This is a genomic window from Archangium violaceum, assembly GCF_016887565.1.
GTDB lineage: Bacteria > Myxococcota > Myxococcia > Myxococcales > Myxococcaceae > Archangium > Archangium violaceum_B.
Genome location: NZ_CP069396.1, coordinates 370846 through 383441, shown reverse-complemented (window position 1 = coordinate 383441; position 12596 = coordinate 370846). Strand labels below are relative to the sequence as shown.

Sequence of the window (12596 nt, the reverse complement as noted above, 5' to 3'; positions counted from 1 at the left end):
TCTACCCCGAGGGCCGTTAGCTTGACATGTGTCCATGGCCTCCACCGATGACACGCCCGCCTCCACGCTGGAGCGCTCGCGCCGGGGGCGGCACCGGTGGCCCCAACTCGTCGGAGCCGCGGTGGCGCTCCTCCTGTCGCTCCACCACCTCTTCACCCCGAGCAAGGCGAAGCCGGCCGGCCCGCCTCAGGAGCCCCCGGCCTCCGCCCCCACGCCAGAGCGCTCGCGCAAGGGGCCGCACCAGTGGATCCAGACCGTCGGAGCCGTGGCGGCGCTCATCCTGTCGCTCCACAACCTCTTCACACTGCACCGGCGACCGCCCGTACGCCTGTCCCTTCCCCACCTGGTGCGCATCGCCCAGGGTCCGAGGGAGGTGTGGCTCTACCTGCAGCCCACCTTCACCATCACCAGCAAGACGGAGCAGCTCGAGGTCATTTCCGGGATGGAACTGAAGGTCGGGCGTGTGGGCATGCCTCCGGAGCAGTGGAAGGTGTTCGTCTGGAACGAGACGGGCGAGTGGGTCTACGACCCGGAGGACCAGGACCTGACGTGGAAGTTCCTGGCGGACCCCACCCCGCTCATCGTCAGCCAGAGCCAACCGCAGTCACCGATAGGACTGTTCATCGCGGAGCGCCTGCAATTCGAGCCAGGGGATTACGAGGCGACGCTCACCGCGCACCGCACCACGACGAAGAAGCCGTTGGAGGCGCATTTCTGCCTGCGGTTCTCCGAGCCGGACATCCTGGCGCTGAGGCAGGGCGGTCAGTGGAAATGGCACGGGGTTACCCTGCAAGCCGGTCACTGCGAAGGATTCGAGAAACACCGAGGCAATCCGAGCGCGTTGGCCCGCTGACCGACGCCCGTGACGGCCAGCCCTGATTGTGCTATAAGCGCCTCGCGTTCACAACTGCGTGCGTGAGCACACATCGACCACCGCGCGAGGCTCCTCATGAAAGAAATGGGCCCATTGGGCATCATCCTGCTCAGCGCTTCCCTGGGAGCGATCGTCCTGGAAGTGCTGGCCTACAGGTTCATCTTCAAGCGCCCGTACGTCTGGCGCTCCGCCGTGGCCTCCTTCCTCGTGAGTGTGGGACGGCAGATCACCAAGGTCGTCCCGCTGGCCATCACGCTCCCGGGCGCGCAGTGGCTCTATGAGCACCGGCTCTTCGACGCCTCGTCCCATGGCGTCTGGTCGTGGGTCGTCCTGTTCTTCGGCATCGAGTTCTTCTACTACTGGTACCACCGGCTCGGTCATCGCGTCCGGTGGTTCTGGCTCTCGCACGCGGTGCACCACTCGACGAATGAGATCAACTTCATCGCCGCGGGCCGGCTCGCCTGGACGTCGCAGATAACGGGCGCCTACGTCATCTTCACCCCGCTGGCCCTCCTGGGCTTCACCCCCGCGACCATCCTCGCCGGGTACGCCCTGAACCTGACCTACCAGTTCTGGATTCACGCGGACTGGGCACCGAAGCTGGGCTGGCTCGAGGGCATCCTCAACACCCCCTCGGCGCACCGCGTCCACCACGCCGCCAACCTCGACTACCTGGATGCCAACTACGGGGGCGTGCTCGTCATCTTCGATCGGCTCTTCGGCACCTATATCCCCGAGCGTGACGATCTTCCCTGCCAGTACGGCCTGGTTCACCCGCTGAAGACGAACAACCCCTTCAAGATCGTCTTCCACCAGTTCGGCCCGTTCCTGCGCGATGTGTGGAGCGCTCGCAGCCTGCGCGAGGTGTGGGGCTACTTCGTCAATCCGCCCGGCTGGCGGCCGGATGGCAACGGCGAGACCACCGAGGACATGCGGCGCAAGGCCGCGGCCCAGCAGCAGCCCGTGGCATCGGCCCCCGTCTACGAGGCGGGGCGGGCCGCCACCGTATAGGGAGGGGGGTGGCGCGGCCCGGCTGATTGGAGTACCTGGAAATGGTAGGAACACGACATGACCTCTCCAGGAAACTCCGCCCATCCCCCCGGGCCCAAGCGTGAATGGCTCGGCATCGAGCAGTTGACGAATCCCCTGGGGCGGCTCATCCGGGAGAAGCAGCGGCACGGCGACATCGTCTACTTCCCCAACCCCCGGGCTCCCGCCTGGCTGCTGACGCATCCGGACCATGCGCAGCACGTGCTGGCGGACAACGCCACCAACTACATCTCCCTGGCGGGCACCCGGCCCAATCCCCTGCTGGGCAAGGGACTCTTCGCCGCCCCGCATGGTGACTCCTGGCTGCGTCAGCGGCGCCTGGTGCAGCCCGTCTTCCACCGTCCCCGGTTGGCCCGGATGGTGGAGGGCATGGCGGGGGACGTCCAGGTGATGGCCGAGCGCTGGGCCTCCCACGTTGGCACCGGCGAGCCGGTGGAGTTGCTGTCCGAGATGCGCCGGCTGGTCGTCGGCATGCTGGGCACCTCCGTCTTCTCGAGCAACATGTACGAGAGCAATGCCACGCTCCGCGCCGCGCTCGACTACTTCACCCAGGACATCCACGGCCCGCACGACTCGGTGGCGATGCTCCTGGCGGAGATCCTCACCTCCATCCTGGGCATGCCCATTCGTGGCTCGCGCAGCAAGCGCTTCCTGGCGGCCGTCGAGCAGGTGAACACCATCTTCTACGGCCTCATCGCCGAGCGCCGTCAGGCCCCCGCTGGCAAGGACGACATCCTGGCGATGCTGCTGGAGGCCCGGGACACGCAGGGCGTGGCGCTGACGGACACCGAGGTGCGCGACGAGCTGGTGTCCCTCTATGTCGGCGGGCACGAGTCCACGGCGGTGGCGCTCACCTGGACGGCGTATGAGCTGGCGCTCAACCCCGACGTGCAACGGCGCGTGCGTGACGAGCTGACCACCGTCCTGGGAGGGCAGCCGCCCACCTTCGAGAGCCTCCAGAACCTGCCGTACACGCGCGCGGTGGTGGACGAGACCCTCCGCGTCCACCCTCCCGCGTGGCAGCTCGTGCGCCGGGCGGAGCGGGAGGATCAGCTCGCCGGTTGGACCGTCCAGCCGAGGACCCTGATGGTGGTCTCCCCCTACCTCCTGCACCGCCATCCCGACTTCTGGAAGGAGCCCGAGCGCTTCCTCCCCGAGCGCTTCCTCCCCGGACAGAAGGAGGGCCGGCACCGCTACGCCTACCTGCCCTTCGGCGCGGGCCAGCGGCAGTGCGTCGGCAACGGCTACACGCTGACGCTCCTCACGGTCGCCCTCGCCACGCTGCTGCCGCGCTACGAGCTGCGCCTGGCACCGGACTACCGGCTCGTCCCCATGTCCGGCTCCACCCACCGTCCTCGCAACGGCGTGCTGGCCACGCTCACACGAGCGGGGTGAGCTCCTCCAACAGCCGGTCCACGTCCGCCGCCGTGTTGTAGAGGTGCGGCGGCACCAGCGCCACGCCCTCCGCATCCGCTCCCACCAGGTCCGCGAAGAGGCCCCGCGGCCTGTCCTACCGGATGCCATCGAGCCCCGCTCCCCGCGCGGCCTCGGCGCCGAGCGGCAGCTCCACGGTGAAGGTGGAGCCCTGGCCCAGCTCGCTCTCCACGCGGATGGTGCCCCCGAACGCCTGGACGATCTGCCGCGTGATGTGGAGCCCCAGGCCCAGCCCGCCGTAGTGGCGCTCGGACACGGCGCGCTCGAACTTGCCGAAGATGCGGCCGCGGTGCTCCGGCGCGATGCCGATGCCCTCGTCGCGCACGCCCAGCCTCGCCCTTCCCTCCTCCGACCAGACGCGCAGGAGGATGGGCCGGCCCGCTCCGTACTTGAGGGCGTTGGTCAGCAGGTTCGTCACCACCTGCTCCAGCCGCAGCCGGTCCCACAGGCCCACCACCGGCGCTCCGGCCGCGAGCTCCACCCGGCAACCCGCGCGCGTGGCCTCGGAGGAGAACTGCTCCAGGACGTCCCGCGTGACGGCCACCAGGTCCACCTCCTCCAGGTGCAGCGGGAGCCGGCCCTGCGCCAGCCTCGACACGTCCAACAAGTCATTCACCAGCCCCGCCAGATTGCGCACCTGGGCCTCGCAGCCCTGGACGGCCCGGAGGACGCGCTCGGGCGCCACGGGTTGCCCCGCCCGCGTCTCCACCACCCGCCGCAATCCCTGCAGTTGCAGCCGCAGGGGCGTCAGCGGCGTCTTCAGCTCGTGCGAGGCCACCGCGAGGAACTCGTCGCGCAGCCGCACGGCCCGCTGTGAGTCCTGGAAGAGCTGCGAGCGCTCCAGCGTGGCCGTCACGCGGTGCGCCAGCTCCTGGCCCATGGCGATGTCCTCCGGCCCATGGCGCCGCCTGGGGACGCAGGAGCCCAGGGTGATGAGGCCCAGCACCCGCTCGCGCGAGCGCAGCGGCACCATCAGCACCGAGCACCGCTCCCAGTCCTCCATGGCCTCGGCGGGCACCACGCCCCGGCTCAGGTGCCGCCACGACTCCGCGCCGAAGTCCGCGAAGAGCAGCGGCTCACCCGAGTGCATCGCCTCCCACGGCGGGCTCCCGGCGTCTCGCGGCGAGGGCACCGGCCACGCCCTCCGCAGCCGCTCCTCCAGCTCGGGGTCGTGGTGGGCCACGGCCGCGCGGCGCAGCGGGCCCTCGGGCGTGGCCAGGTCGATGACGCACCAGGAGGCCACCGAGAGGCTCGCCAGACAGGCCACGTGCTGGAGGATGGCGTCGGTGACCTCCAGGGTCTGGGCCAGGATGTAGCCCGTCATGGCCAGGAAGCGCAGCGCCCCTTCCGCGCGCTTGAGGTCCGACAGGTCCATCACGAAGGTGAGGACGCGGTCCTGCTCCTCCACCCGCGCCGAGCCCGTCAACACCGGGACGCGGCTGCCATCCGCGCGCAGCAGCTCCGCCTCGAAGGTGGCGGCCACCCCGTGCGTCTCCAGCTCGTGCAACACGCGCTCCTCGGCTTCCCGGCCCTCGGGCGGCACCAGCTCCCGCCAGCACAGCTCGCCCCGCCGCACCTCCTCCCGGTCATGGCCCACGAGCGACAGGAAGGCGTCATTGGCCTCCTGGATGAGGCCTTCCTCGCCCGAGAAGGCCAGCCCCATCATGTCGGACGCCATGATGCGGCGGAACACGGCCTCGCCCTCGTGCACGGCCCGCTCCAGGCGCAGGCGCTCGGAGATGTCCTCGAGGACGGCCACGGCGGCCGTCACCCGGCCCTCGGCGTCGCGCACCGGCCCGGCGCTCACCTCCAGGGTGAGCCGGGAGCCGTCCTCGCGCAACACGTCCAGCACCTCGCCCCGCACCACCTCTCCTCGGGTGAGGGCACGCACCAGGGGCCACTCGTCCGGGAGGTAGGGCCGCCCGTCCGGATGGAAGCCGGTGAAGGCCGTGTACTGCTCGGGTCCCCAGTCGGGAGGCACGGGACGCCGATGGATCCGCTCCATCTGCTCATTGGCCATCAGGATCCGCCCGCTCGGCGCCTCGGCGAGGAGGACGCCCTGGGGCAACTGCTGGAGCACGGCCTTGAGACGCCGGTGCTCCTGTTCCAGCTGGCGGCGGTGCTCCTCGGCCTCGGCCCGGGCCCGCTCGGCCTGCTCGCGCAGCTCGCGCTCGCGCTCATAGAGGTGGGCGCGCTCGACCGCCGAGGCGCACTGCTTCGACACGAGGCAGGCGAAGTCCTGGTCCTCCCGCGTGAAGCCCTGCTCGTGCTCGAAGCCGAGCGCCAGCACCCCCAGTACCCGCGCCGGCACGCCAAGCGGCAGGCAGGCCCATGCCCGCCGCCGGCTCAGCGGCACACCGTCCGCGACCGGGTAGCGGCGCCGGAGGGCCTCCAGCGACTCGACCCAGACCGGCTCGTTCGTACGCCCCGCCTCGGTGATGGGGAGCGGCGCGTCCAGCAGCAGGGTGCGCCAGGGGTCGAGCTCCACGCGCGGCACCCCGTCCATCTCGACGAGCCTCAGCACTCCAGGCTGCTCCAGCAGATAGATGCAGCACTCGGCCGCCCCCAACGTGGGACCCGCGAGCAGGACGATGACGCTGGCCACCTCGGAGGGCGTGAGGGCCCGCGACAGCTCACTCGTCACCCGCTGGAGTCGCAGCAACCGCTCCACGGATGGCCCCATCTGCTCCCGCGTTTCGTTCAACCGGTCCCCCTGGCCGGAAGTCTGTCCAAACGTTCAACACCGCCCCCTCCCTTCATTCCTCCAGCCCCACGGGGTAGGGCATCCAGAGGAGTGTCGGTGGCGAGCGGCGCCAGGAGCATGCCCGGCACGCGGGCCTACAGGCGGGAAGCCGAGGCGTAGCCGCCGAAGAGCTCGCTGGTGAGCCGCGCGCGCTCGCCGCCCTCGGCCCGGCGGATGTAGTCGTTGAGGACGCGCCCCCCCTGCTGGCGCAGCGAGGGGAAGCGCAGGTTCATCCGCGCGCGCTTCACGCCACTGCCCCCACGGTGCACGAAGACGACGGTGCCATCGCGCTCCACGGACTCGATGACGCCCACGTGCGTCAGCCCGTCGTTGCGCAGGCCGTCGCGGTTGCGGTCATACGTCTCGCGGAAGAAGACGATGTCGCCCGGCTTCGGGGCCCGCCGGTGCAGCGCCCCCGAGCGCTGCGCGCGTCGGTAGATGGCGGTCACCGCGTTCTCTCCGGGCAGCGTGCCGTGCGACAGCAGCTCGATGCCCGCGGCCCGATAGGCCAGCCGCACCAGGCCGGAGCAGTCGTCGGGGACTCGGGGCGAGTACGTGCCCAGCGAGTGCCCCACCAGGGTGCTCGCGCGCCGGGCCACGCGCCGCCCCCGGGTGAGCCGGACCGCCGGGCGCTTCTTCTTGGAGGGCGTGGCCTTGGCGATGGCCCGCGTGCCACGCGAGCGTTGGACCTCACCGGCGGGCGCGGCGGCCTTCTTCGACTTCGCCGCGGCCTTCACCGGCGCACGAGGTGCCGCGACGGCCGGAGCCGTACCGAGCACTCCGAGCACCAATGGGAGCAGGAGCTTGCGAAGCATCATGCGAGGAGACGAGCGTACCGCCCCGCGCATTCACGGGCGACGATTCGACCCCCGCTTCCTCGTGGCCGCCTGTCCCCCAGGCTGCTTCTCGCGGCTCGGCCAGGGCAAAGGCGCGGAATCGCTCGTCCTGGGCCAGGGCCCACATCGGCCCCCCCGTGAACAGGAAGACCCCCAGGTTTTTCAGAGGAATCCCCATCGTCTTCCCCCTCGCGCGTGAGGACATGACCCTCGGGTCATGTCGTGCGCGGTGTGTTTTCGGGGGAGAAGGGGTCGGAGGGCAAATGCGCGCGTGTGGGAAATGTCCTCCATGTGGCACCCCCTATACCCTCACCCCGTCCCTCTCCCAGAGGGAGAGGGGTGGGTGTTCATGTTCATGCTCGCAGGCGGCTCAACAGCCAGCCTCCGCCCACCACGCCCAGCACCGCGCTCAGCGATTGGATGGGGCCGCGGCGCAGCCTCGACTCCACCACGTCCACCCGGTCCGCCACCAACAGCAGCATCACGTGCCGCACCAGGTGCTCGGGGATGCCGTAGGCCACGCGCCGCAGCACCCCGCTCAGGCCCCTCGGCGGCACCGCCGTGCTGAACGTCGCCGTCAGCTCCTTCAGCTCCGCCCGCTTCAGCACCGGCACGTCCGGTAGCCGCTGGCGCTCCGGCGCCTCCCAGTGCGCGCCCTCGCGTACCTCCGGCTTCAACAACATGGGCACCCCGGGCCGCTTCTTCGGGTCACCGTCCACGCCCCATCCGGGAATCTGTCGATGCACCTGCTCGGATGTCATTTGTTCGGCCATCTCCGCTCTCCTCACGCATGCCCGTGCGGCAGCAGCACGCACTTGATGCAACCGTCCAGTTTCTTCTCGAAGAGCTCGTAGGCACGCGGCAGCTCCGCCAGCGGGAAGCGGTGCGTGATGATGCCCTTGGCGTCGATGCGCCCCGCGCGGATGTGCTCCAGCAGGTGCGGCATGTAGCGCTTCACGTTGCACTGGTTCATCCGGAACGTCAGGCCCTTGTTCATCGCCGTGCCGATCGGCACCAGGTTCCACGGCGGCCCGTACACGCCGATGATGGAGATGGTGCCCCCCTTGCGCGCCGCCTGGATGCACCAGTTGAGCGCCGTGGGCGAGCCCGCCTCCATCTTCAGCTTCACGCCCAGGACGCTGTGCAGCTTGGAGCCCTCGGCCTCCATGCCCACCGCGTCGATGCACACGTCCGGCCCGCGCCCCTCCGTCAGCTCCTTCAGGGTGGGGATGATGTCCACGTCCTTGAAGTTGAGCGTCTCCACCCGCGCGTACTTGCGCGCGAACGCCAGCCGGTAGTCGAGGTGGTCCACGGCGATGACGCGGCCGGCCCCCAGCAGCCACGCGGACTTCATCGCGAAGAGGCCCACCGGCCCGCAGCCGAACACCACCACCGTGTCCCCCGGCTGGATGTTCCCCATCTCCGCCCCCTGGTAGCCCGTGGGCAGGATGTCCGTGAGGAAGAGGACCTCCTCGTCCTCCATGTCGTCGGGAATCTTCATGGGGCCCACGTCCGCGAAGGGCACGCGCACGTACTGGGCCTGTCCGCCCTCGTAGCCCCCCGTGGTGTGCGAATACCCATACACGCCCGAGGCCAGGTCACTGTTGGGGTTGGTGCTCTCGCAATTGGCGAACAGCCCGCGCTTGCAATAGAAGCAACTGCCGCACGAGATGTTGAAGGGCACCGCCACCCGGTCCCCCGGCTTGAGCGTGCGCACCGAGGAGCCCACCTCCTCCACCACGCCGACGAACTCGTGGCCGAAGGTGCAGCCCACCCGCGTGTCCGTCACCAGCCCGTGCAGCAGGTGCAGGTCGGAACCGCAGATGGCCGAGCGCGTCACCCGCACGATGGCGTCGTTGGGGTGCTCGATGATTGGATCCGGCTTCGTCCCCACCTTCACGCGGTAGGGCCCTTCGTACACCATGGCCTGCATTGCCACTCCCCCTTTGGATTTGACTGCTAGCTCTTGTGCGGCTTGAGCTGCTCCACCATGCCCTTGATGGACTGGGCGATGATGCCGCCCGCCTTCTCGTCGCCCTTGAAGAGGGACGCGGCGAAGTGTCTGGCCTGTTCCAGGGTGATGTGCGGCGGCAGCGGCGGCACATCCGGGTCGACGTAGGCCTCGAGCACCACCGGCCGGTCCGAGGCGAACGCCTGCTCCCACGCGTGGGCAATCTGGTCCGGCCTGTCCACGCGCAGGCCGCGCAGGCCGATGGACTCGGCGTAGCGGGCATATGGGAAGTCCGGCAGGTCCTGCGAGGCCGCGTACTTCGGGTCCCCCGAGAGCACGCGCTGCTCCCACGTCACCTGGTTGAGGTCCCGGTTGTTGAGCACCAGGACGACGAGCCGCGGGTCCTTCCACTCCTTCCAGTACCTGGCGATGGTGACGAGCTCGGCGTTGCCGTTCATCTGCATGGCGCCGTCGCCCACCAGGGCGATGACGGGCCGGTCCGGGTAGGCGAACTTGGCGCCAATGGCATACGGCACACCGCAGCCCATGGTGGCCAGATTGCCCGACAGCGACGCCATCATCCCCTCGCGAATCTTGATGTCGCGCGCGAACCAGTTGGCCGCCGAGCCCGAGTCCGCCGCGAGGATGGCCCCGTCCGGAATCCTCGGTGACAGCTCGTGGAAGACGCGCTGGGGGTTGATGGGGTTGGCTTCGTTCATCGCCCGGCCCTCCAACACCTTCCACCACTGGCGGATGCCCTTCTCCAGCGAGTCACGCCAGCTCCGGTCCTCCTTGCGCTTGAGCAACGGGATGAGCGCGCGCAGCGTCTCCTGGGAGTCGCCCGTGAGCGGCACCTCCATGGGGTAGCGGATGGCGAGCATGCGGCCGTCGAGGTCGATCTGCACGCCGCGCGCCTGGCCCTCGGGAGGGAGGAACTCCGAGTAGGGGAAGCTGCTGCCCACCATGAGGAGGGTGTCGCACGCCATCATCATGTCCCAGCTCGGCTTCGTCCCCAGCAGGCCGATGGCGCCGGTGACGAAGGGCAGCGAGTCGGGCAGCACCGCCTTGCCCAGCAGCGCCTTGGCCACGCCCGCGCCCAGCAGCTCCGCCACCTCGATGACTTCGTCCGCCGCGCGCAGGGCGCCGGCACCCACGAGCATGGCCACCTTCTTGCCGGCGTTGAGGACATCCGCGGCGCGGCGCAAATCCCTCTCCTGGGGCACCACGCGCGGCTCGCAGTAGCCCACGCTGGAGTGGATGGAGCCGTGCGCGCGAGGAGGAGGCTGGTAGGGCTGCTCCTGGACGTCGTTGGGGATGATGATGCACGTCACCGTGCGCTCGGCCCGGGCGATGCGCAGGGCCCGGTCCACCGCGTGGCGGATGGCCGAGGGATGGGACACCATGACGGTGTACTCGCTCGCCACGTCCTTGAAGAGCACCGGCAGGTCCACCTCCTGCTGGTAGTGGCCCCCGAGCCCCATGCTCTTCTGCTGGCCCACGATGGCCACCACGGGCTGGTGGTCCAGCTTCGCGTCATAGAGGCCGTTGAGCAGGTGGATGGCGCCGGGGCCGGAGGTGGCCAGACACACGCCCGGCTCGCCGGTGAACTTGGCGTGGGCGCAGGCCATGAAGGCCGCCATCTCCTCGTGCCGCGCCTGGATGAACTGGAACTCGGAGGTGCGCCCGAGCGCGCCGAGGATGCCGTTGATGCCGTCTCCCGGGTAGCCATAGAGACGCCGGACGCCCCACTGGGTGAGGCGGTGGAGCATGTAGTCACTGACGGTTCCGCTCATGTCACGTGTCCTCGAACCAGGCCGAGCCCCGGCACCGTCGAAAGCTAGGCACCGGGGTGGAGGGGGTGACCCCGGGGACACTGGCGCCCGGCAGCCCGCACTGGACCAGGGTCCGCCATCGGAGGGCTCCTCCGCTCGGCCGCCTCTCCGCCGCGCGGGCATCGTCCGCCGGACACTGAGCGAGGAGACGGGTCTACCTCTCCGGGAGGGCCACGGGTGAACGTTGCCGCCGGGCTTCGCTGTTCGCGAGAAGGACCCGAGGCGTAGACTCTTGGGACTGCGAGGAGCCGACGCCGTGCTGCCCTACTTCCCGTTCACACAAGACAGCTACGCGATGACGCTCGGGGTGCGCGCGTTGAGCCCCGACGAGTCCCTCATCGAGGTGGACGAGCCGCACTACCGCGACGAGCTCGCGCTCAAGGCGGCCCTGTTGGCCGAGGACCCGCGGGCCCGCTTCCAGGCCGGGCCCGGCACGGAGGCGCTCCAATGGGAGACGGTGACGGTGCTGCTGCGGGTGATGGCGCTCCAGCACCCCCAGCACTTCGCGCTGGCGGTGGAAGGCGGGCGCTGGCACTGGCGCAACCACCTGCTCGGTACGGAGACGGCCTTCACCCCGGGCGGGGACGATCTTCCCCACGCCCCGCTCGACTGGCTCGGCCGGCAGGTGCAGGAGGATCTGCTGGTGTTGGATGGAGGGCGCGAGGGACTGCCGCTGGTCGCCGGGCAGCTCTGCTTCCCCTCGATGTGGAGCCTCGACGAGAAGATGGGGCGCTCGATGATGGAGGTGCACGCGCCGGTGCCGAACCTCAACGCGCGGTTGGGGGCCTCCACCCAGCGGTTGCTGGAGGGGCTCAAGCCCGGACGGTCGGTGACGCGCTGCAACTGGGCCTTCACCGTCACGGACCGGCTGGACCTGGAGCCTCGGAGCCTGCCCGAGTGGCAGCACCTGTTCGACGGCATCACCGCGCGCGACGCGGGGGAGCGGTGCTTCCTGCGGCTGGAGCGGCAGACACTCACGCTGCTGCCGGAGACAGGCGGAATCCTCTTCACCATCCACACGTACCGCGCCCCCGTGGCCACCGAGGTGGTGGACCCCGAGCGCCGCCGCCGCCTGGCCAACGTACTGCGCACCGTGCCGCCGGAAACGCGGGCCTACAAGCGGCTCACCCCGTTCCTCGAGCCGCTCCTGGAGTACCTGGACGGCGAGGCCGCGTCCCGGGTGGCCTCCACCGGATAGCGCCGCCCCTGGCCTGGCCAGCGGATGGCTGCCTTGTTGGTTCGCCGGCGAGCAGGCATCCAGGCGTACCACCGCGGGTACCGCCAGCCCTGTCCACACCTTCGCTCCCTGCCCATCCTGTCCAGCGGTTGGCCTGATGGAGGAGGGTGTGCACATGGAACGAAGCGGTGTGCTGGCAGCGGCGGGACTGGGAGCGGTGGCGGGGATGCGGTCCTTCAGTGCTCCCGCCATCTTGAGCATTCTTCTGGCCCGGGATGGCGGATCCGTCCAGGGCCGCATCGAACAGGCCCTGTCCTCGAAGGTGGGTGGGCGGACGCTCTCGATGCTGGCCCTCGGCGAGCTCGTCGGAGACAAGCTGCCCAACATCCCCGCGCGCACCGCGCCCCCCGCGCTCGCGGGCCGCATCCTCTCCGGCGCCCTCGTGGGCGCGGCCCTGGCCCGGCGGGACAAACAGCCCGTGCTCGGCCCGGTACTGCTCGGCGCGGCCGCCGCGGTGGCCTCCTCCTTCGCGTTCTCCGCGCTCCGCCGTTTCGCCACGCAGCGGCTCCACGTCCCCAATATCGTCGCGGGCCTGCTGGAGGACGCGCTCGTCGCGATGGCCGGCACCCGGCTCCTGGCCGCGTTGAAGTAGCCACGAAAACCCATTCGGGATGACGGTGAGGGCCGTTATGAAAGGAG

10 protein-coding genes are annotated in these 12596 nt (G+C 70.0%); 5 read left to right on the top strand and 5 right to left on the bottom strand.

Going from position 1 to position 12596, the window contains the following annotated elements; genetic code table 11:
* The first annotated feature begins 34 nt into the window (after positions 1–34).
* The 3 genes from JRI60_RS01645 (at position 35) to JRI60_RS01635 (ending at position 3319) form a co-directional block, all read left to right on the top strand.
* A complete protein-coding gene (locus tag JRI60_RS01645; protein WP_204224043.1) occupies positions 35–853 on the top strand; it encodes a hypothetical protein in 819 nt (272 codons plus the stop codon).
* Positions 854–949: 96 nt separating this feature from the next.
* Complete coding sequence (locus JRI60_RS01640) at positions 950–1885, top strand: sterol desaturase family protein (RefSeq protein ID WP_204224042.1); 936 nt, start codon at positions 950–952, stop codon at positions 1883–1885.
* Between the two features lie 57 nt (positions 1886–1942).
* On the top strand, positions 1943–3319 hold the full coding sequence (locus JRI60_RS01635; protein WP_204224041.1) for a cytochrome P450: 1377 nt from the start codon (positions 1943–1945) through the stop codon (positions 3317–3319).
* A 115-nt stretch (positions 3320–3434) separates the two neighbouring features.
* Here JRI60_RS01635 and JRI60_RS01630 read toward each other — a convergent pair whose 3' ends face one another.
* From JRI60_RS01630 to JRI60_RS01610, 5 genes are all read right to left on the bottom strand, one after another.
* Positions 3435–6062: an ATP-binding protein gene (locus JRI60_RS01630; protein ID WP_204224040.1), complete on the bottom strand. Its 2628-nt coding sequence runs from the start codon at positions 6060–6062 to the stop codon at positions 3435–3437.
* 134 nt (positions 6063–6196) lie between these two features.
* Positions 6197–6919: a CHAP domain-containing protein gene (locus JRI60_RS01625; protein ID WP_239470286.1), complete on the bottom strand. Its 723-nt coding sequence runs from the start codon at positions 6917–6919 to the stop codon at positions 6197–6199.
* Between the two features lie 371 nt (positions 6920–7290).
* Positions 7291–7710: a hypothetical protein gene (locus JRI60_RS01620; RefSeq protein ID WP_204224038.1), complete on the bottom strand. Its 420-nt coding sequence runs from the start codon at positions 7708–7710 to the stop codon at positions 7291–7293.
* 11 nt (positions 7711–7721) lie between these two features.
* Positions 7722–8870, bottom strand: coding sequence for a zinc-dependent alcohol dehydrogenase (locus tag JRI60_RS01615; RefSeq protein WP_204224037.1), 1149 nt, complete (start codon positions 8868–8870; stop codon positions 7722–7724).
* A 26-nt stretch (positions 8871–8896) separates the two neighbouring features.
* Positions 8897–10681 carry a thiamine pyrophosphate-requiring protein gene (locus tag JRI60_RS01610; protein ID WP_204224036.1) on the bottom strand — a complete coding sequence of 595 codons (1785 nt, stop codon included), beginning with the start codon at positions 10679–10681 and terminating at the stop codon, positions 8897–8899.
* 295 nt (positions 10682–10976) lie between these two features.
* Here JRI60_RS01610 and JRI60_RS01605 point away from each other — a divergent pair, with 295 nt between their 5' ends.
* Positions 10977–11918, top strand: a complete 942-nt coding sequence (locus JRI60_RS01605) for a heme-dependent oxidative N-demethylase family protein (protein ID WP_204224035.1) — start codon at positions 10977–10979, stop codon at positions 11916–11918.
* Between the two features lie 154 nt (positions 11919–12072).
* Positions 12073–12549 (top strand): DUF4126 family protein, encoded by a 477-nt coding sequence (locus JRI60_RS01600; protein ID WP_204224034.1) that lies wholly within the window; start codon positions 12073–12075, stop codon positions 12547–12549.
* The last annotated feature ends 47 nt before the right edge of the window (positions 12550–12596 follow it).